We start from the raw sequence: 20,821 nt of genomic DNA on the forward strand, positions 1-20,821 counted from the left end.
CAAACGCCAGCGATTGCGCAGTTACGCGACGCGACACTACACCGCGCGCAGCTGCCAGGGCGCCGGATCCACCTGCGCCGCTAACGCTCGTGCCAAACGCACCGCGGGGTTCTGGTGCGTGGTGTGCATAAAAGCAAGACCGATGGTGCGGCGCCGCGGCGGATCAAGCGGCACCGCCTGCGCTTCCGGTGGCAGCAGCCGCATTCCCGCAAGCGCCAGCTGCGGCACCAAGGCCACCGCACCACCAGCGGCAACCATCGCCACCATCGCCGGGATGTTATCTGTTTCCTGCACCACATCGGGCACAAAATCTTCTTCAGCTGCGGCAGTCATCAGATTGCCGCGGCATTTTTCGCAGCCTGCGATCCAGTGGTCCTGGCGGAACCGGCGCAGCTGTGCCGTCTGTTTCGCACCGATACGCGGATCATCGGCGGCAGCAACTAAGCGCAGCTCTTCCTGCCACAGCGGCAAAAACTCTGCGCCCGCGGGCAGCGGCACCGTGTTTTGGTAATCAAAAATCAACGCGCAATCAACTTCCCCGGCGCGCAGCAGCTCTAGTGCTCCGGGAGGCTCCGACTCCCGGTACTGCAGCGTCACGCCCGGAGCCAGCTGTCGCATCACACGCATCATCTCCGGCACCACGGTGGCTGATGCTGATGGGAACCCGACAAGTCGCAGAAAACCGCCCTTATCGTCTCGCAGCGCAGCGATTTTGTCAAAGGCGCTCGCGAACTCCGCCACCACGCGCTCCCCGCTCGCCGCGAGAATTTTTCCGGCCGGAGTCAAACGCACTGTGCGCCCTGCGCGCTCGCTCAGCGGCATTTCGAGCCGTTCCTCCAGCCGCTTAATACGCTGGCTAATCGCGGGTTGACTAATCCCCAGCTGCTCCCCGACGCCGGCGATTGAACCGCAGCACTCCAAAGAGTGCAAAATCCGCAAATCTGTAACATCAATGTTTGGTAAATGCTGCAGCTCAACCATTTGCATCTCCACCTTACTTCACAGCTGTTGCCGCGGCTATCTCCAGCGCAGCCTGCTTATCTGCTTCTGTTGCCACCAGCTGTCCACAGGCACCATCAATTTCTTTGCCGCGCGTGTCTCGCAGGGTGGTGGGGATCCCCGCTGCGTTGATCCGCCGCACAAATTCTGCCATCACCTCCGGCTCTGAGCTGGTCCAAATTGAGCCCGGAGTGGGGTTGAGCGGGATCGGATTCACGTGCACCCAACCCTTACCGCGCTGATTAAGTTTCTCGGCGAGTAAATCAGCACGCCAGGCGTGATCGTTCATGTCTTTAATCAGCGCATACTCAATCGAAACTCGGCGCCCTGTCGCATCAAAATATCCCTTCGCCGCGTCAAGCACCTCATCGACTTTCCATCGGCTATTAACAGGAATCAAATCATCGCGCAGCTCATCATCTGGAGCGTGCAAACTCAACGCAAAAGTAATCGGGAGCTCCTCTTTCGCGAGCTTTCTGATCGCCGGAGCCAGGCCCACTGTCGACACAGTGATACCACGAGCGCTCATCCCCAGCCCTGCCGGAGCCGGCGCAATCATGGTGCGCACCGCCTGCATCACCCGTTTGTAATTCGCGAGCGGCTCACCCATGCCCATAAATACGATGTTAGTGACGCGCTCCGGATCGGTGCCTCCTCCGGCCTGCCGCCCGTGACCGAGGCCGCCCTCGGCGATGATGCGATTGGCCTGCACCACCTGATCCACAATCTCAGCGGTGCTCATGTTGCGGGTTAGACCCGCCTGCCCTGTGGCGCAGAATGGACAGTTCATGCCGCAGCCGCACTCTGAAGACACGCACAGGGTGATGCGGCCCGGGTAACGCATCAGCACCGACTCCACGAGCGCCCCGTCGAACAGGCGCCACAGGAACTTGACGGTCGCGCCGTCGTCTGTGACGAGGCGTTTCACCTCTGTCAAAAGCGGTGGCAGCATTGCGGCAACCAACTCTTCACGGCCCTGCTTCGGCAGATCAGTCATTTTCGCTGGATCACTGGTGTAGTGGGTGAAGTAGTGCGTTGCTAACTGTTTTGCACGAAATGCCGGAAAGCCCAGTTCTTTCAGCTTTGCTCCCCGCTCTTCCGGGGTGAGGTCTGCAAGGTGTTGCGGCGGCTGTTTAACCTTTGGCTCGGCGAACTGCAGAGTTGGGCGACCGTCCGGGTTGGTCAGCTGCTTCCACCCTTCTGTCTGGGGGCGGATCTGCGGGCGTGCGGCTTCCCCCGCGGGGGTTGGGCGCACCCCGGCTGTGCGCCCGCCAGGCTGCCGCGCAGCAGCGGTTTTGGCGGCGGCTTTAGCAGCTGGTTGCCGCTGCGCCATTTTGGCAAGCATCGCTTCCCGCTCTGCCCCGGTTAGCGCAGTGCGGGTGCGCTTTTTAGTCTGGCGCAGCTCGCCCTGGACATATCGCACCCCAGGGGTGTCATGGTTAAGTTTGCTCGGATCCATAATTTTCTACTGTCTCTCAATTCCTCGCCCGCTCGTGGCTTTTACCACTACCGCGCAGCCGTTATGCCGTGGCTGCCACCACCGGGTTTCTTAAAATTCCAATACCGGCAATTTCAACCTCTACGGTGTCGCCCGGGTGCAACCGCCCGACACCCGCCGGAGTGCCGGTGAGAATCACATCTCCCGGCAGCAGCGTCCAGACGCTAGAGGCGTAAGACACAATGCGCGCCAGAGAATGAATCAGGTCTTTAGTGTTACCGTCCTGTTTCACCTCACCATTAACCCGCGTCTGCAGTCGCAGGTTGTCATAGCTGAGGTCAGTTTCGATAACCGGGCCGAGCGGGCAGAAAGTATCAAAGCCTTTGGCTCTTGCCCACTGCCCGTCAGCAATCTGCAAATCCCGGGCGGTCACATCATTTGCGCAGGTGAAACCGTACACGATTTCCAGCGCCCGCTCCTCAGGAACGTCTTTACCGACTGCGCCAATCACGAGCGCCAGCTCTCCCTCGAATTCCACCCGCTCAGAAACCGGCGGAATCACAATCGCGTCTCCTGGGCCGATGACGCTGGTGTTTGGTTTCAGAAACAGCAACGGCTCCGCGGTTTGCCCACCGCCGGTCACGTTTTGCATTTCAGCGATGTGCTCCCGGTAGTTTTTCCCGACCGCAATGACTTTTGAGCGTGGAATAACCGGCGCTAAAACTGTCACCTCCGGGAATTTGAAACGTCTTCCCGTGGTGTCATAATCTCCCAGCATCGGGTCAGAGACCAGCTCGACCAGCTCCAGCTCAGTGCCGTCGGCTGACTCATCAACGATACCGAAGGTAATCGCGTCGGCGGCGCGAAAGCGAACAACCTTCATTAGCGTACCTGCTGTACCCAGTTGCGAGTGTCTGGTAGCAGCCCGAACTGAATGCCGGTGAGCTCTTCGCGCAGCCGCATAGTAACCTCGCCGGTTTGCTGCGGCAACACAATCTCGAAGCCATCAAGCCCGTGCAAACTGCCAATTGGGGCAATTACCGCGGCGGTGCCGCAGGCGAAGGCCTCCTGAATTTCACCGCTGGCAGCGCCGTCTCGCCACTCTGACACGGTGACACGGCGTTCCTCCACGGTGTGCCCCGCTGCACGTAGCAGCTCGATCAGGCTCGACCGGGTGACGCCCTCCAGAATGTTGCCGTTGGTTTCGGGGGTGATGACGGTGCCGTCACGGCGCACCAGAAACAGGTTCATGCCACCGAGCTCGTCGATGCGGTCACTGTCGCTGGCGTCGGTAAACAGCACCTGCTGGCAGCCGTTCGCGTAGGCTTCATCAGTGGCAGCGAGGGAGCCGGCGTAGTTACCCCCGCACTTGGCAAAACCGGTGCCGCCGTGGCCAGCGCGCTTCATCTCAGTTGCGAGCCATAGTTTCACAGGCTTTACACCCTCAGGGAAGTAGTGCCCGACCGGGCTTGCAATCACGATAAAGCGGGCGCGCTGCGCGCTGCGAACCCCGAGGAAAACCTCGTCGGCGATCATAAACGGGCGCAGATACAGGCTGTGCCCGGGGGTGTCTGAAACCCACTCATGATCAATTTTCACAAGCTCAGCGCAGGCCGCCACAAACAGCTCTTCCGGGATTTCCGGTAGCGCAAGCCGCCGTGCGCTCTTGTTAAAGCGCTGCGCGTTACGCTCTGGGCGGAACAGCGCAATTTTCCCGTCAGGGTGACGGTAGGCTTTCAACCCCTCGAAGATTTCCTGCCCGTAGTGCAGCACCGCGTTCGCCGGATCAAGACTGAGCGGGCCGTACGGCAGCACCTCGGGGGTTTGCCACCCGGTCTCTTTCTCCCACACGATGCTCACCATATGGTCGGTGAAGTGCGTGCCAAACCCGGGATTAGCGAGTGCGGAGCTGCGGCGAGCCGGATCCACCTGAGACGCTTGTGTGATTGAAAATTGCATTTTAGTCCTCGCGAAATACGGTGCTGCCAGGAACTGGCGCGACAGAATTTATTACTTGTAATACTACCGCGCCACTCCGACACCCGCTGCGATGAGCGGCGCCTCGGGGAAAACAAAATAGGTGATGCCTTAAACATCACCTATTTAGTGGTGCGGGTGAAGAGACTTGAACTCTCACGCCTTGCGGCACAGGAACCTAAATCCTGCGTGTCTACCAATTCCACCACACCCGCAAAAGCAAGCTTAGACGCTTAGCTACGGTGGCGCAAGTCTGGCGTGTCAGTATTTTTGGTGTGGATCAACCCGCACCGCACAACCCCGCGGTAATTGGAGGGAAACATTTTCCCAGCGCTCTGGTGAAGATGCTCGGCAAAACAACAAATAAACATATTGCAATTTATTTATATGATGCTATGCTTAGAGATGTGACAACCCCAAACAACACAACAGCGCACCCCGATACCGAGGTCGATACCCAGCTGGGCATTCAGAAAACGGCTGCTCTTTTTAAACAGCTCGGCAACGAGGCGCGATTGCGGATCCTGCTGCAACTGTCACAGGCGCCCGCGAGCGTCACGGAGCTGGTCACAAACCTCGGCATCTCGCAACCTCTGGCGTCACAGCATCTGCGCAGCCTGCGCGAGAGTGACCTGGTGGCATCAGAGAAACACGGCAAAGTTGTGATCTACCGCTTGGCGGATGACCACGTTACCCACATTGTCTGCGATGCGCTAGCGCACACCGCGGAAACTCTAGAAAGGAACCCAAAATGACTGAACACGAGACCAGCGAGCACACCGTAGCTGAGCACGAGCACGGCACCGACTGCGGCCACGAGGCCGTGCAGCACGACGACCACGTGGATTACATTCACGACGGCCACCGTCACGCCGAGCACGGTGACCACTACGACGAGCACTAAAAAACTCAAAATAGTGCAACCATCAAACCCGGTGGTTGCGCTATTTTTTATGCCGCTATAGCAGTCGCAGCGCACGGCATCACACTGCGCTTGGCTCATGCCCAGTTGCCATTTAGCGCAGCGCACCGGCCCCCAGCAGCACCCAGTTTCTACCAGCGACCAAGCACAGTGTTCACCACCGCCAGCGCAGCCGCCCCCGCGGAAGATGTGCGCAGCACCTCTGCCCCCAGCAGCCCAACCCGGGCCCCAGCAGCAGCAAGGCTCGCGACCTCGGCAGCGGTTAAGCCACCCTCCGGCCCCACAACCACCACAATGCGTTTAAGCGCAGTCTCCGCCGCAACCGCCTCCCGCACAATTTCTGTGCAGCGTTGCTGTTGCCACGGATGCAGCACCAGCAGCAGCGTGTCAGACTCACCGGCCCAGCTCTCAAGCTGACGCAGCGTGCACGGCGCGGTGACCTCAGGATAGCGAGGCCGCAGCGCCTGCTTCGCCGCCTCCCGCGCAATTTTCGCCCACTTCTGCACGCCTTTTTCTTGCTTCACAGCACCCTGCCACACCGCGACCGAGCGCGCAGCCTGCCACGGTACAATCACGTCTACGCCGAGCTCCGTGCACAACTCCACCGCCCGCTCATCGCGGCCACCCTTCGCAAGCGCCTGCACCAACACCAGCTGCGGCAACTCTTGCGGCAACACCTCCAGATCCCGCACCACCGCACTGAACTCTGGCGTTTTCCCAGCGCACACCGCAGCAATCTCAACCGCGGCCCGCAGCCCTCGCCCGTCGCTCAGCAAAACCTGCTCACCAGATTTCAGCCGTGACACATTAACCGCGTGATGCGCCTCCGCGCCAGCCACCACCACGGTGTCGCCAACAGCAACTCCCTGCGGCAGTTGCTCATGATAGTAAAGGTGCGCCATTTTGCCGCTCGTATTCCCGCTTTTAACCCGCGCTTATGCCCCGAAGAACTTGTTGCGCAGCTTATCGAAGAAACTCTGCTTAAACTGCCCAAAACGCGGCGGCACATTGCCCACCTCAGTAGCAAACTGCTCCAGCAGCTCCCGCTGTTTCCGGCTCAAATTGGTCGGGGTGACAACCTGCACCGCGATCCGCAAATCACCGCGCCGCTCCCCCTGTAGCTCTGTAATGCCGCGGCCGCGCACCGTAATCACATCGCCCGCCTGTGTGCCCTCGGGAATCTCAAGCGCGACATCACCGTCAAGCCCTGGCAGCGTGGTGGCGCAGCCAAAAACCGCATCAGTCATAGTGACCTCTACGGTCGCCAGCAAGTCTTTGCCGTCGCGGCTAAACAGCTTATCGTGCTTCACCGCAAACTCCACAAACAGGTCACCGCTCGGCCCAGCACCCAAGCCGACCTCACCGGCACCGCGCATCTGCAACCGCATGCCATCTTCGATGCCGCTCGGCACCTCCACCTCGATAGTGCGCCGCTCGCGCACCCGACCTTTACCACCGCAATCGTGGCACGGGTTATCAATCACGGTGCCGTAGCTCTGGCAGGCGCTGCACGGATGGTTCGTCACCACAGTGCCAAGAATCGAACGCACCTCGCGACGCACATGACCAGACCCCTGACACATATCGCAGGTGCGCGGTTGTGTCCCAGGCGCGCAACAAGAACCGTTACAGGTAGGGCACACCGCGGCGGTGTTAATGCTGACCTCACGTTTCGCGCCAAAGATAATATCGGCAAGCTCCACTTCGAGGTGGATCAGCGCGTCCTCTCCGCGCTGCACACGACTGCGCGGTTTCCCGGCACCACCAAAACCACCAAAACCACCGAACATGTTGCCCAAGAAGTCACCGAGGTCACCGAACCCCGGCATCGCGCCGTCGCCACCCATGTCATACATCCGGCGCTGCTCTGGATCGCTCAGCACATCATAGGCGTGAGTTACCTCTTTAAACTTTTCTGCGGCCTCCGGGCTGGGATTACGATCCGGGTGCAGCTGCATCGCGAGCTTTCGATACGCTTTTTTAATCTCCTGCTCGCTCGCGTCACGGCTCACGCCCAGTGTCTCGTAATGATCCGCCATTTAAACCTCTTCTGATCTGCGATGAGCGCTTGCAACGGCGCCCTAAATTTTGCTGTGCAGCACCGAAAATCAGCCTTAAACCCGGCATGAATCTCAAGCACTTGCTTTAGAAAGCTCCACAGCTAGTCTAAAGCAATAAGCTTATTAATAACCGTATCAGCGAGCAATCGCCCGCGCAGTGTCGGCACCAGCCGCTTGTCACGCAGCACCGCCTGCGGCTCCACCAGCCCGGCAGCAACCAGTTCCGCAACCCGCTGCCGCTGCTGCACGGTCAGAGCGCTCAGCGGCAGCCCCTCACTGATGCGCGTCTCCAACAGTAGTCGCTCCATGTGCCGCGTCTGCGCGTCTAGCACCTCCCGAGCGTGCCCGGGTGAGTTGCCGGCGGTGATGCGATCTGCGTAGGCGCGCGGATGCTTCACATTCCACCACCGCACCCCGCCAACGTGGCTGTGCGCACCGGGACCAAAGCCCCACCAGTCTGCACCCTGCCAGTAGGCCAGATTGTGCCGCGAACGGTAAGCCTCGCCGCGAGCCCAGTTACTGATTTCGTACCAGGTGTAGCCGGCAGCTGCGAAGGCCTGATCCGCATATTCATACATTTGCGCGTGCAAATCATCGTCAGGTTGCGGGTACTCACCACGACGAATCTGCGCCGCCAGCTTTGTGCCCTCCTCGACTATGAGCGCGTAAGCGGAAATATGGTCGGGCTGATATGACAGCGCCGCCGCGACCGATTGCTGCCACTGCGCAAAAGTTTCGCCGGGCGCGCCGTAGATGAGATCCACGCTGACCTGCAGGCCGAGCTGTTTGGCCCAGGTAACGACCTGCGGCACCCGCTCCGGATTATGGGTGCGGTCAAGAGTACGCAGCGTTTCGGGCACCACACTCTGCATCCCGACGCTGATACGGGTAAAGCCGCCGTCTCGCAGCTCCTGCAAGTATTCGTAGTCGACCGAATCGGGGTTCGCTTCGGTCGTCACCTCGGCTCCCGCTGCAAGACCCCAAGTGTCACGCAGCTTTGCCAGCATTTGCACCAGGTCGGCTGCGGGCAACAGGGTTGGAGTGCCGCCGCCGAAAAACACAGTCGCTAAGTTGCGCCGCGGCAATCCGGCGCGGTCAAGGGCTACAGCCGCGAAATCTATCTCTGCACACACTTCGCCAGCGTATGCGGCGCGGTTCGTGGTGCCGAGCTCGGTTGCGGTGTAGGTGTTGAAATCGCAGTAACCGCATCGCACGCGACAGTAGGGCACGTGCACGTACGCGCAAAACTCCCGCTCGGCTGCGCCCACTAAAACCTGCGGCGGCAGGGAGCCATCGCGCGGCACCGGGTCACCGGGCAGCATCACGCTCGGCACTAGGGTGTCACCGCTTCGTCGGTTGTTGGGATCGTGGCAGTGGTGCGTTTAGCGTATCCGATAATTTGTGGATCCTGCTCTGCCGCGGCAACCCCGATCTCGTGCCGTCCCGTTAGCTGGGTAATGCCCGCCCGCGCCAGCGTCGCGGCATCAACTTCACCGCGGGAGGTGAGCTGCGCGGTAGGACTCAGCGCCCGCAAAATCTGTTCACAAAACGTAGCACCCTGCTGCGCACCGGATTCCCCCAATCCCAGGAAGCGTTTCGCGTGATCGTGCCAAAAGCCGCGCGCAAAAGCCCACACGGAATCGTCTTCACGCAGCTCCACCGCAAGGCTGACCTCACCGGTGTAAGAACCCTCGTCTGCGGTACCCAGCACCAGCACAGCCTGCTGTGCGCCGGTCGCGATCCGCACCACCGTAAAGCTGCGGCGCTGCGCCCCGGTTGCTGTGATTATCTGCTCGCCGGTTGCCAGGTAAGCTTCTCCGTCTGCGCCGTAAATCACTTCCTGCTGCCCCTGCCGCACTGGTGTGGTGCCTTTTTCAGGCAGCTCACACCCCACCGCAAGCAGCGCGTCGCCCGAAAGCAGGGCCGCCTGCGCCGCGACAAAACGCTGCGTCCCACTGCCAAGCTTCGCCGCGTCACAAAACGCGGCCGCGCCGTTTGGCGGAAACTGTAGCAAATCAGGCAGCTGACTCGCGCCAACCTCAGCGTAACTGAGTTTACCGCGGCGGTAGCTGCTGCGACGTGCCGGTGTCATTTATTCTTCTCTTTGCCCTCTATATCACCAGACAACGCCGCGATGAACGCCTCCTGTGGCACTTCTACGCGGCCCACCATCTTCATGCGTTTCTTACCCTCTTTTTGCTTTTCGAGCAGTTTGCGCTTGCGGCTGATGTCACCACCGTAACACTTCGCAAGCACGTCTTTACGAATTGCGCGAATGTTCTCGCGGGCAATGATGCGAGCGCCAATAGCCGCCTGAATCGGCACCTCGAACTGCTGCCGCGGAATCAGTTTACGCAGCCGCTCGGCCATCTTGGTGCCGTAGCCATAAGCGCTGTCGCGGTGCACAATCGCACTGAAGGCATCAACTTTTTCACCCTGCAGCAGAATATCTACCTTCACCAGGTCTGCTGCCTGCTCCCCTGCTGGCTCGTAATCGAGGCTGGCGTAACCCTGGGTGCGGCTCTTGAGCTGGTCAAAGAAGTCAAACACGATTTCTCCGAGCGGAATCTGATAGCGCAGTTCTACCCGGTCAGTGCCGAGGTATTCCATGCCCAGCATAGTGCCGCGGCGTGACTGGCACAGTTCCATAATCGCCCCGACATAGTCTTTTGGCGCCAGAATCGCGGCTTTCACAACCGGCTCATACACCTCGGACACTTTCCCGTCGGGATACTCGCTCGGGTTGGTGACTATAACCTCTTTGCCGTCTTCGCGCACTACCCGGTAAACCACACTCGGGGCAGTGGCGATGAGGTCAAGGTCAAACTCGCGTCGCAGCCGCTCGCTAATAATCTCAAGGTGCAAAAGCCCCAGGAAACCACAGCGGAAACCAAAGCCGAGCGCCACCGAGGTCTCTGGTTCGTACTGCAATGCCGCATCAGACAGCTTCAGCTTATCAAGGGCTTCACGCAGCACCGGATAGTCGCTGCCGTCAATCGGGTACAACCCGGAGAAAACCATTGGCTTCGGGTCGGTGTACCCTGGTAGCGGATCAGTGGCTGCGCCGTGCTTAGTGGTCACGGTATCGCCAACCTTAGACTGCCGCACGTCTTTCACACCAGTAATCAGGTAGCCCACCTCGCCAACAGCAAGTCCCTTAGTTGCCACAGGTTCAGGAGAGGAAACACCGATTTCTAGTGCCTCGTGTTCTGCTCCGGTGGACATCATCTGAATTTTTTCGCGCGGGGTGAGTTTGCCGTCCACCATCCGCACGTAGGTGACAACCCCGCGGTAAGGGTCGTAAACCGAATCGAAAATCATGGCGCGGGCCGGGGCGTCAGCTTGCCCAACAGGTGCCGGTATGCGCTCAACTACCCGGTCAAGCAACGCTTCCACGCCGACGCCGGTCTTCCCTGAAACCGCCAGCACATCAGCGGGGTCACACCCAATCAGCGCGGAAATTTCAGCCGCGCAGCGCTCCGGATCAGCCGCCGGCAAATCAATCTTATTCATAACCGGAATAATTTCCAGGTCGTTTTCCATCGCCAGGTACAGGTTTGCCAGGGTTTGCGCTTCGATGCCTTGCGCCGCGTCAACCAGCAAAATAGCGCCTTCGCAGGCGGCGAGCGAGCGTGAAACCTCGTAGCTGAAGTCAACGTGCCCCGGGGTGTCAATCATGTTCAGTGCGTAGCTGTTGCCGGCAACATCCCAGTGCATGCGCACCGCCTGGGATTTAATGGTGATGCCGCGCTCCCGCTCGATATCCATCCGGTCAAGATATTGAGCGCGCATTTCACGCTCTGGCACGGTGCCAGTAATCTGCAACATCCGGTCAGCAAGCGTGGACTTGCCGTGATCGATATGCGCAATAATGCAGAAATTACGGATCCGGGTTGGATCCGTCTGGGACGGTACTGGTGGATTAACACTACGCGGAGACATACTGTTTCTAATTATGCCATGTCAGACTGCTAAAAAACCCTGCCAGGCGGCAAAAACTGCCCCAAAACCAAAACCGCCCCGCGGGTCACCCCGGGAGCGGTTTTATAAACTTTACGCTTTGCGCAAAAACCAGTCTGTCTGGTTATTTACAGCGCAGCTACCTTCTTAGCAAGCTTTGACTTGCGGTTAGCAGCCTGGTTCTTGTGGATAACGCCCTTAGAAACTGCCTTGTCAAGCTTGCGGCTTGCAACCTGCAGAGCTGCTACTGCTGCGTCTTTATCACCAGCCGCGATTGCCTCGCGGGTCTTGCGAACAAAGGTCTTCAGCTCGCTCTTGTAAGCGCGGTTACGCTCGGTAGCCTTACGGTTGGTGCGGATCCGCTTAATCTGCGACTTAATATTTGCCACGTTTATGTAGTCCTTTTAAAGTTGGTTTACTTTTTACTCGTTCCACGCGGCTAGAGAGGGCGGCCAACGCGGTGGTGTGGTTTGACCACACGCAAGTCAATAAATAACTCTAGCAGAGATTAGGGGCTAAGAGCAATTGCGATTTTGGCCCGAGTCGGGTCATATTTTGGGGTGCCGGCGCTTAGGCCACCTGCGTTAAGTACAGTTTTTTCACAACAGAGATAGCGACAGGCCGCCGCCACTGCCCCAGTTAGGCGCGGCCGCGGCGGGCCACCGTCAAAACCAGCTTTTCGAGCGCGTATTGCGGATCACGCGCGTCACCTTTCAACGCCAAGTCAGTCGTGGCAAGCAACTGCACCGTGCGCGCCAGGTCTACTTCGCGCCATCTTCCTGCGTTCCGCACCGCTTTTTCCGCCAACCACGGGGGCATCCCGAGTTCTTTCGCGAGCTGCGCCGCGCTCTGCCGCCGCCCATGCACTCGCGCCATGTCACGCACCGCCTTACCCAGCGCCCCCAGCACCGGAATCGGCTCCGCACCAGCCAACAGTGCCTGTCTGAGCAGTGTCAAAGCCTGCGCCGCGTTCCCGGCAAGCGCCGCATCCACTACCGCGAAAGCAGTGGTTTCCACTCGCCCCGCGGTGAGCTCCGCAACAGTTTGTGCGGTAATCCGCCCCCCAGCATCACTGGCAAGCTGCGCGATTGTCGCCAGCAGCTCCCCCAAGTCAGCGTTGTAAGCCTGTAACAGCTGCTGCGCCGCAGCGCTATCAAGCTGCGCCCCGATGCGCGCCGCTTCGAGCCGCATCACCTCGAATTTCTCGTTCTGGTTTTTCGGCTCAGCGCAGTCTACCTCTAGCACGCCGGAAACTTCGCGCGCCAACTTCAGCATTTCCTTGCCCCGCACCGGGTCACTGTGCCGCAGCTGCAGGCAGGTAAACTCATCAAGCAGCGGCACGACCCGAGTGAAATCCGCCACAAAATCTGCGCTGGCGCGTTCGCACCCGGTGATTCTGAGCAGCCGTGGCTCTCCAAACAGTGAGGGGCTCGCGAGCGTGAGCAGCTCTCCCGCGGCGAGCTGATCCGCCGCTAAATCATGCACCTCTAAAGCGTCGTGCTGCTGCCGTAGCTGGTCTCGCACCTGCTGGGCGGCGCGCTGTGCTAACGGCTCGGCCTTACCCAGAAGCAATACCACACGCGCCGGCGCGGCCTGACTGTACTTCACCGCTGTGGTTTTATTCGCGGCCATCTAAGCCTCCTTAGCTGCGCCCTGCAGCAGGCTAGTTTTTGCGGTGACCCGACGTAATGCGCCTCCCGCAATATACGCCTCGCCGGCGCCGCGCAGCTGCACCTCGCCGCCGGGCACAAAGTAGCTGTCGCCGCGCTCGGCAGTGACGCGGTGCTCACCCGAGGCAAGCTCAAAACTGCCGGAAACCACCAGCACGCTGAGCGGATCCACTCCCTGCACTGCGCACTCGGAAACCACACGCACCAGCTCAAACGGCGCCGCGTAAATTCCCTCCGGATCGGGGTTGTAGCGGTAGTTGGAGCCGATAACCACCGGAGTGAAAGGGTGGGCGCCACCGTGCTTGAAATTCAGCACCTTCGCCAGCTCGTTCGGGTCGATATGTTTTTCAGTCAGCCCGCCACGCAGCACGTTGTCACTGGAACTCATAATCTCTACCCCGTACCCGCACAAATACGCGTGCGGAGTGCCTGGCGGTAGCCACAGCGCCTGGCCGCTTTTCAGCTGCACTTCGTTAAGCAGCGCCGCAACCAGAATCCCACTGTCTTGCGGATACCCCTTACTGAGGTTTTGCAGCAGTCCCGCTAAACCGTGTAATTTTTTAATCGCTTTAGGTGCTTGCTGAGGCGCGACAGTGGTTACAGCAGCTGCCAGTTTTTGCAGCGATAGCAGCAAATCTTTTTTGAATGCCGCGGTTTCTGCGTCTTCACGTAGTGCCCACAGCACCGCCGTTTTGAGTGATTCGTGCGTCAGTTTTTGACAGAACTTGGTTACCGCCGCTGCCGCGTCTGCGAGGTGTGGATCGACCGCGAGCGCAGTGTCGCACAGCGAGCGCAGCAGCTGACTGCTCTCTTGCGGACTGCGGAATCCACACAGCGCCGCGAAACCGTCGGCGAGAGCCACGATTAGCTCTGGCTTGGAATTGGTGTCACGATAGTTGCGGTGCGGCGCATCAAGCGGAATGTTTGCAGAGTTTTCAGCTGCAAAACCGGCGGTTGCCTGCTGCAGGGTGGGGTGCGCTTGAATCGACAGGGCTTCGCCGACAGCCAGCATTTTCAAGAGGTACGGCATTTTTTTACCGCTCAGCCGCTCTAGGTCTTCCAGAGTCTGCGGCTGCGCGGTGGTAGCGCTTGTCGCGATAATGCTGGGCGCTTTGGGGTGGGCGCCGATCCACAGTTCTGCTTCAGGGCTGTTTTCCGGAGCGTAACCAAGTTTGCTGCTGATTCCGCCGGGAACACCCCAGTGATACTTAAGAACGTTGTTCTTAAGCTGCAATAGGCCGGTCGGATTTTCTAAACTCACCCCTTTACTTTAACCTCTTTCAGCTTTTATTGTGCTGCATTTGCGCTAGTCCATACCGTGGTATTAGTGATTGCAATGCTGCCCTGCGTGTCGGTGCGCAGGTTTTGGGCGCCGGCGGCGATGCCCGCCTGTAACGCTTCGCGAGTAGGGTGCCCGTAACTGTTTCCCGCTCCTGCGCTGTAGATAGCGTATTTTGGGCGGCTGAGCTGCAGCAGTCGCGGGTCTTGATCTCGCGAGCCGTGATGCGCAGCCTTCACGATTTCCGCTTCCAGCGCAGCACCATACTCGGTGAGCAGCATGGCGTGTTGGGCGGCTCCGGTGTCTGCTAGCAGCAGCACTCGCAATTGCCCGAGGTTGCAGTGCAGCACCAGGCTCGCTTCATTAGTGCCTGTCACAACACGGCTTCTGGGCCACAGCACCTGGCAGCTAACCGCAGCTGTTGCAGAAGCGCTTTCCGCAGTGGCTACCGGCGTGTTCTCTGGAGTCGCTGCCGGACTCACAGCCGGGGCCACACTCACCTGCCCGGCTGCGGTGACGGTAATCTCTGTTCCCGCAGTGACCTCGGCAACTGCGTCCTGCTCTAGCCGCCGCAACAGCTTACGTTTAGCACCTCCCGGCTGAGGCGCAATAATCGCGTGCTCGGTGTAGGCTGTGGCGAGATCCACCGCCCCCACATGGTCTTTATCATCGTGCGTTAAAACCATCGCAGCCAGGTGAGTTACCCCGAACTGCTGCAGGCAGCGCTGCAGTTTTTGCTGATTGTCTCCGGTGTCAATCAGCAGCACGCTGGCTGGATGTGCGGGGTTGCGGATCAGCAGGCTGTCGCCCTGCCCGACGTCACACGCTACGACCGCCCAATCTGGCGGAGGCGCGGCTCCGAAAACCCGTGGGGTGAATAGCAGCGCGAGCATCGTCAACGCCGCCGCCACCGGCACGGTTGGTAAATAGCGGCGAGCAGAGCTGCCTGGTTTCCACGCCGCTCCCCAGGCGGCGCGCTTTCTCGCTCTGTTGTGCAGCAGCAGCGCCGCAACCAAGATTTCTAACAGGGCGAGCAGCACCGCACCCGCAACTCCGGGCACCCAGGGCAGCGTTGCGAAGGGCAGTTGTGTCACCGCGGCGGCGATCCGTTCTAGCAACCAGGCGACCGCTTGCAGGGGCAAGGCGATGAGGTTTGCGGCGCCGGGAAGCAACGGTAACAGTAACAGCAGAAGCAGCCCGCCACCGGTTAGCACCGGGGCTAGCGGCGCCGCCGCTAAGTTTGCGGGAACCGCGGCGAGTGTAATTTCGGGGGTGAGCAGAATTAGGATTGGCGCCACCCCGAGTTGCGCTGCCAGCGTGATGCCGAGCGGCAGGGAAATAATTTTTAGCCGCTCGCCGCCCAGTGCCCGGGTCAGCGCCGGTGCCCAGCTGAGAATCGCGGCGGTCGCAAAAACTGACAGTACGAATCCCAGTTGCACCGCCTGCCACGGGTTTAACCACAGCAGCACCAGCACCGCTGTCGCTAAATGCGCGATACCAACGCTGCGCTGTGTCCCGAAGCGACTGCTCAGCATAATTGCCGCCATCACGGCGGCGCGCTGCAGTGATGGATCTGGCCCCACCAATGCCGCGAAGCCGCCCAGCCCGAGAAGCGCGGCGGCGAGCCGCAGCCGCCGCCCGACACCGCACCATTGCAGGGTTTTCATGGCTGCCGCGATTACCAGCGCGCAGTTACCGCCCGACACCGCGGTTAAATGCAGCAACCCTGCTCGTCGCAGCTGTTCAGTGTCTGCCGGATCAAGCAGCTGGGTGTCGCCGAAGGTGAACCCCGGCAACAGTTTCAGCCCCGGTTGCTGCGCCGCAAAGTCAAGCAGCCCCTGTCGCAGTGCCTGCGTGCCGCGGAAAACCGCGGGCCCGGCGACTGTTAAACGCAGCTCAGATACCCGCACGGTGGCCGCGGCAGCGCGCGATACCGGCTCTGGCTGCAGATTGCCGCTGACGGTAATCTCTGCTCCCGGCGTTAATTCGCCAGCTATGTTGTCACCAGCCTGCGCAGCTCCAACCGATTTTTGGCCTGAAAGCTCATGCCCCGCACTCCCTGCAGCTATCTTTACCGGAACATAGTGCAGCCGCACCGTGACCCGAGGCTCTTGCACTGTTTCCGCCTGCAGCACAGCAAAGTTTTCGCCTTTGTGTTGCGGATACCCGCTCACCCGCAGCCGCAATTCGGTGATTTTTGTGCTGCCACGATGTTGCTCCAGAAACTCGCTGCGCGCTTGCAAAGCGGTGGCAAGCTGCGCCCCCACAAGCGCCGCCCCCAGGAGTACAGCCGTTGCAACCGAGGCAAGTTTGCTGGTTTTTGCAAGCCGCGCGATACGGTATCGTTTGCCTTTAACCGGCGCTCCACTAGGCTGCAACAACCATCGCAGCTGCCTGCGTTGTCGCACCCACAAGCACGCCGCGCTGATCCCTGCCGCACCCAGAGCAAAAGTCGCAAACGTCGCGGCACGAGTCACCCAGGCAGCGTCTTGCGCCACAAAATCAGCACCCAGCAGCACGGCAAGACACAGTGCCCAGGCAGTGACAGCTAAGAAAACTAGCCTTCGCAACCCAGGGTTCAGTCGCCGCACCCCCGGGTTCAGCCACCGCAACATTTTAAAAGCATGCATCACAGCTCACAGGGTGACATGCTCTCGCAGCAGCGTCAGGGTTTTCTCCCCGATCCCGCCGACCTCCAGCAGCTGTTCAACGCTCTGAAACCCGCCATGCGCATCACGCCAGGCAACGATATTTGCCGCGGTCACGGCACCGATTTTAGGCAGCTGCTCTAGTTGCTGCACGGTGGCGGTGTTCAAATTGATTTTGCCGGGGCTATTGCCGGTGGTGGATCCACCTCCCGCACCCTCGCCTGCAGCGTCTGCGGCAACCCAGCCTTCCGCAACCTGTGCGGCACTAGGCACCGTAATTTTCTCGCCGTCTACGAGCACTCGCGCGAGATTCAACGCTTCCACCGCGGCTGCTGGCGTGGCGCCACCAGCCTGCTCCAACGCAGCGGTAATTCGACTCCCCGCGGGCAGCGTGTACACCCCGGGCTGGTGCACCTCGCCAACCACGTGCACCACAATCTCAGGCGTGGACGCACTACCTGCGGCAGCGACACCAGCCGCCCCACCATTAGCCGCAGCGGCGCCTTGTTGCTCGGTAAACTCTCCGGGAGCGGCAAACCCGGCGCTTACACCGCCGGAATCTGCTGGCACCGCGGTCCCCTGCCCCTCAGCAGCAGGAGTTGTAAGCTGTGTGGTTGCAACCCACACTCCGAGCGCGATAACCGTGCTCAACAACGCCGCCATCAACACCAGCACGCCCCGCGGCAGCAGCGCTATCCTCTCACGCAGCGTATATGCTGGGCGCAGCAGCGCCGCCGCAGTTTCGGGCGGATAAATTTCCCGCAGCTGTTTAATTTCAGTCTCATCATAAGCGGCAAGTCTGGTTTTTTCTGCGAGCTGCGCCGCCACCGCATCCCAGTCTGGCTCTGGCAAATCGGGCGTGATGCCGTCTGTGGTCGGATACATCTCGGTATGCTGTGACACCGCACCCGCGACTACAGCACCCGGCACCCCTACACCTGACGCAGCTAAACCCGGCAAGGCAGCATCTGCCACACCAGGCAAGGCTGCATCCGCTGCCGACACCTGCTCCGGCGATCGCACCTGCTCCGGCGACCGCACCTGCTCCGGCGACCGCACACCGCGATAATTCTCAAAATGCTGCTTTAAATTCCAGCCGCTTTTATGCTGCTCCGGCAGCAGACTGATCTTACTCATATCGCCAGTCTGCCGCGGATACACAAAAGGGAGGGTGGATCCACCCTCCCCTGTGCATAACTACCAGGTCTCGCGGTTACTCACAGCCCGCCGCAACCACTTCGCGGCGCGCCGCCGCAACCACAACCGCGACCCGCCACGGCACCACAGCGCAGCACCCCGCGGCGCCCCGCCGCTACGCGGCCGGTTTTGACGCGATGCTGATAATCTTCGGCAGGCGCACAATAACCTTCACGATTTCGCGGCCCTCAAGGTTCTGCGCGACCCGCTCCGACGCGAGCGCCGCCGCGGTAGCTTCCTCCTCAGACACGGCAGCGGCGAGCTCCAAGCGGTCGCGCACCTTGCCATCAACCTGCACTACAACGGTCACAGTGTCTTCAACCAGTAAGCTCTCATCAGCCTGTGGCCAGGTAGCCAGTGCGACAGTCGGCTCGTGCCCCAGGTTTGCCCACATATCCTCGGCGCAGTATGGCGCAAACAGGTTCAGCATCAGAGCAATCACCTCAACCGATTCTCGCACCGCCGGATCAGCCGCGCCAGCCCCGCTGTCAATCGCCTTGCGAGTCACGTTTACCTGCTCCATGAGCCGCGCCACAACCACGTTGAACTTAAAGTTTTCAACCAGCTCTGGCACTTCTGCGAGCAGCCGATGAGTGTGACTGCGCAGCTTACTGTCGCCAGCCGCAAAATCAACGCCCGCCGCGCTCGTCACGTCACGGCTCAAACGCCACGCGCGCGCCAAGAACTTCGCAGAGCCCTGCACCGAAATGTCTTTCCAGTCGATATCGTCCTCAGGAGGGCCGGCAAACACCAGCGCCACACGCAAAGCATCTGCGCCGTGCTGCTGCAGCTGCTCCGCAAACTCCACCAGGTTACCCTTTGACTTCGACATTTTCGCGCCGTCAAGCAGCACCATGCCCTGGTTTAGCAGCTCGGTGAACGGCTCATCAAAGTCAATATGTCCCAGGTCGTGCAGCACCTTGGTCACGAACCGCGCGTACAGGAGGTGCAAAATCGCGTGCTCCACGCCACCAACATACTGGTCAACCGGCCCGAAACTGTTAGCAACGGCTGAGTCAAAGGCTTTTTCGCTGTTGTGTGGATCAAAGAACCGCAGGAAATACCAAGAGCTGTCCACAAAGGTGTCCATGGTGTCTGGATCCCGCTGCCACTCGGTACCGTCAGGCATGGTCACGGTCGCCCACGCGGTTGCAGCACCCAGCGGTGAGCTGCCCTTCGGCTTCAAATCAAGACCCGCAGCGTCTGGCAGACGCACCGGCAGCTGGTCTTCCGCAACCGGCTGCATCTGCCCGTCAGGGCCGTGCAGCACCGGAATCGGGGTGCCCCAGTAACGCTGCCGACTGATCAGCCAATCCCGCAACCGGTAAGTGGTTGCGGCGCGGCCAGTGCCCGCCGCCTCCAACTCAGCAATCTGCTGCGCGATCGCGGCATCCTTACGCAGCCCGTTGAGCGCACCAGAGTTAATCATTTCACCGTCACCAACAAGCGCTTCGAAACTCTCAGCAGGGTCTGGCAGCAGCTCTCCGTCAGCGTCCCGCACCGCCAGCACCTGACGAATCGGCAACCCAAACTTCTTCGCAAACTCCATATCTCGTGGATCGTGCCCCGGCACGCTCATAACCATGCCGTGCCCGTAATCCGCAAGCACAAAGTCGCCCGCCCAAATCGGCAGCCGCTCCCCGGTTACTGGGTTTATCGCCCACCGCTCCAGGAACACCCCGGTTTTTTCACGGTCCGCAGCCTGCCGCTCAATCTCGGTTTGCCGCTGTGTCTGCTCCAAATATGCGCTAAACGCCTGCTGCACCTCAGCGCTTGCCCCGGCTGCCAGCTCCGCGGCGAGATCACTATCAGGCGCCACAACCATAAAGGTGACACCGTGCAGGGTATCCGGCCGGGTGGTGAAAACCGTCACTTTTTCGGCGCGGCCCTCAACCTCAAAATCAACCTCAGCACCACGGCTGCGACCAATCCAGTTGCGCTGCATCTGCAGCACCTTCGCCGGCCAGCGCCCCTCCAGCTTGTCGAGATCGTCAAGCAAACGGTCAGCGTATTCTGTGATCTTAAAATACCACTGCGTCAGTTTCTTCTTCACCACGACAGCGCCAGAGCGTTCGCTGGTGCCGTCAGCGAGCACCTGCTCGTTCGCCAGCACGGTCTGATCAACCGGATCCCAGTTCACCCAGCTGTCTTTGCGATACGCCAGGCCGCGCTTAAACATCTGCAGGAAGATCCACTGATTCCAGCGGTAGTATTCCGGGTCGCTGGTGTGCAGCACACGCGACCAGTCAAAACTCGGCGCGTAGGTTTTAAAGCTCGCTTTTTGCTGCGCAATGTTGGCGTAGGTCCACTCTTTCGGATCCACCCCTCGCTTAATTGCCGCGTTCTCAGCTGGCAGCCCGAAGCTGTCCCACCCGATTGGGTGCAGCACTTCGCAGCCCTGGCCGCGCCAGTAACGCGCTAAAACATCTCCCATGCTGAACGCCTCAGCGTGTCCCATGTGCAAATCGCCGGAAGGGTACGGGAACATGTCAAGCACGTATTTGCGCGGCTTGTCGCCGGGCTCGTTCTGCACCTCGAAAGGTTTCAGCTCCTGCCAAACCGGCTGCCACTTATCTTGGATGGCTTGAAAATCATACTCAATTTGCTCGTTCATGTATCCTCTTGCTGCAGCTGCTTCAACTAAAAATTGCAGACCCGCGACAGGTAAGCT

17 protein-coding genes and 1 tRNA gene are annotated in these 20,821 nt (G+C 60.2%); 2 read left to right on the plus strand and 16 right to left on the minus strand.

Features of this window, described 5'->3' with window-relative positions; translation table 11 throughout:
* Positions 1-36: 36 nt before the first annotated feature.
* From F5897_RS03160 to F5897_RS03180, 5 genes are all read right to left on the minus strand, one after another.
* Positions 37-987 carry a LysR family transcriptional regulator gene (locus F5897_RS03160; protein WP_124825082.1) on the minus strand — a complete coding sequence of 317 codons (951 nt, stop codon included), beginning with the start codon at positions 985-987 and terminating at the stop codon, positions 37-39.
* Between the two features lie 7 nt (positions 988-994).
* Entirely contained in the window at positions 995-2,458 is a 1,464-nt protein-coding gene (gene rlmN / locus F5897_RS03165) for a dual-specificity RNA methyltransferase RlmN (protein ID WP_246332218.1), read from the minus strand.
* A gap of 61 nt (positions 2,459-2,519) precedes the next feature.
* The gene (locus tag F5897_RS03170; protein WP_183304436.1) at positions 2,520-3,320 is read right to left on the minus strand and encodes a fumarylacetoacetate hydrolase family protein; all 801 of its coding nucleotides are present in this window, start codon (positions 3,318-3,320) and stop codon (positions 2,520-2,522) included.
* Positions 3,320-4,396 (minus strand): branched-chain amino acid aminotransferase, encoded by a 1,077-nt coding sequence (locus tag F5897_RS03175; protein WP_183304437.1) that lies wholly within the window; start codon positions 4,394-4,396, stop codon positions 3,320-3,322. Before F5897_RS03175 ends, F5897_RS03170 begins: the two co-directional genes overlap by 1 nt.
* 148 nt (positions 4,397-4,544) lie before the next feature.
* Positions 4,545-4,629: transfer RNA gene (locus F5897_RS03180), tRNA-Leu, on the minus strand.
* 60 nt (positions 4,630-4,689) lie between these two features.
* On the opposite strand from F5897_RS03180, the gene F5897_RS03185 reads away from it, so the two are divergent.
* Positions 4,690-5,169, plus strand: a complete 480-nt coding sequence (locus tag F5897_RS03185) for an ArsR/SmtB family transcription factor (protein WP_343048775.1) — start codon at positions 4,690-4,692, stop codon at positions 5,167-5,169.
* The gene (locus F5897_RS03190; protein ID WP_124825079.1) at positions 5,166-5,318 is read left to right on the plus strand and encodes a zinc transporter permease; all 153 of its coding nucleotides are present in this window, start codon (positions 5,166-5,168) and stop codon (positions 5,316-5,318) included. Before F5897_RS03185 ends, F5897_RS03190 begins: the two co-directional genes overlap by 4 nt.
* Before the next feature lie 149 nt (positions 5,319-5,467).
* Here F5897_RS03190 and F5897_RS03195 read toward each other — a convergent pair whose 3' ends face one another.
* The 11 genes from F5897_RS03195 to leuS all read right to left on the minus strand — a co-directional run bounded on the left by F5897_RS03195 (position 5,468) and on the right by leuS (position 20,764).
* A complete protein-coding gene (locus tag F5897_RS03195; protein WP_183304438.1) occupies positions 5,468-6,238 on the minus strand; it encodes a 16S rRNA (uracil(1498)-N(3))-methyltransferase in 771 nt (256 codons plus the stop codon).
* A 33-nt stretch (positions 6,239-6,271) separates the two neighbouring features.
* Entirely contained in the window at positions 6,272-7,375 is a 1,104-nt protein-coding gene (gene dnaJ / locus F5897_RS03200) for a molecular chaperone DnaJ (protein ID WP_183304439.1), read from the minus strand.
* Between the two features lie 122 nt (positions 7,376-7,497).
* Positions 7,498-8,730 carry a radical SAM family heme chaperone HemW gene (gene hemW, locus F5897_RS03205; RefSeq protein WP_183304440.1) on the minus strand — a complete coding sequence of 411 codons (1,233 nt, stop codon included), beginning with the start codon at positions 8,728-8,730 and terminating at the stop codon, positions 7,498-7,500.
* Positions 8,730-9,488, minus strand: coding sequence for a DUF1990 family protein (locus F5897_RS03210; protein WP_183304441.1), 759 nt, complete (start codon positions 9,486-9,488; stop codon positions 8,730-8,732). The genes hemW and F5897_RS03210 overlap by 1 nt, the downstream gene beginning before the upstream one ends.
* Complete coding sequence (gene lepA / locus F5897_RS03215) at positions 9,485-11,338, minus strand: translation elongation factor 4 (RefSeq protein WP_124825074.1); 1,854 nt, start codon at positions 11,336-11,338, stop codon at positions 9,485-9,487. Before lepA ends, F5897_RS03210 begins: the two co-directional genes overlap by 4 nt.
* Positions 11,339-11,484: 146 nt before the next feature.
* Positions 11,485-11,745, minus strand: coding sequence for a 30S ribosomal protein S20 (rpsT, locus tag F5897_RS03220; RefSeq protein ID WP_124825073.1), 261 nt, complete (start codon positions 11,743-11,745; stop codon positions 11,485-11,487).
* 250 nt (positions 11,746-11,995) lie between these two features.
* Positions 11,996-12,988: a DNA polymerase III subunit delta gene (holA, locus tag F5897_RS03225; RefSeq protein ID WP_124825072.1), complete on the minus strand. Its 993-nt coding sequence runs from the start codon at positions 12,986-12,988 to the stop codon at positions 11,996-11,998.
* The gene (gene manA, locus F5897_RS03230) at positions 12,989-14,287 is read right to left on the minus strand and encodes a mannose-6-phosphate isomerase, class I (RefSeq protein ID WP_124825071.1); all 1,299 of its coding nucleotides are present in this window, start codon (positions 14,285-14,287) and stop codon (positions 12,989-12,991) included.
* A 26-nt stretch (positions 14,288-14,313) separates the two neighbouring features.
* Positions 14,314-16,935 carry a ComEC/Rec2 family competence protein gene (locus F5897_RS03235; protein ID WP_183304442.1) on the minus strand — a complete coding sequence of 874 codons (2,622 nt, stop codon included), beginning with the start codon at positions 16,933-16,935 and terminating at the stop codon, positions 14,314-14,316.
* A 6-nt stretch (positions 16,936-16,941) separates the two neighbouring features.
* Positions 16,942-18,090 carry a ComEA family DNA-binding protein gene (locus tag F5897_RS07860; RefSeq protein WP_183304443.1) on the minus strand — a complete coding sequence of 383 codons (1,149 nt, stop codon included), beginning with the start codon at positions 18,088-18,090 and terminating at the stop codon, positions 16,942-16,944.
* Between the two features lie 175 nt (positions 18,091-18,265).
* Entirely contained in the window at positions 18,266-20,764 is a 2,499-nt protein-coding gene (gene leuS, locus F5897_RS03245; RefSeq protein ID WP_183304444.1) for a leucine--tRNA ligase, read from the minus strand.
* Between the last annotated feature and the right edge of the window lie 57 nt (positions 20,765-20,821).

Origin of the sequence: Canibacter oris (assembly GCF_014197205.1) — a bacterium.
GTDB lineage: Bacteria > Actinomycetota > Actinomycetes > Actinomycetales > Microbacteriaceae > Canibacter > Canibacter oris.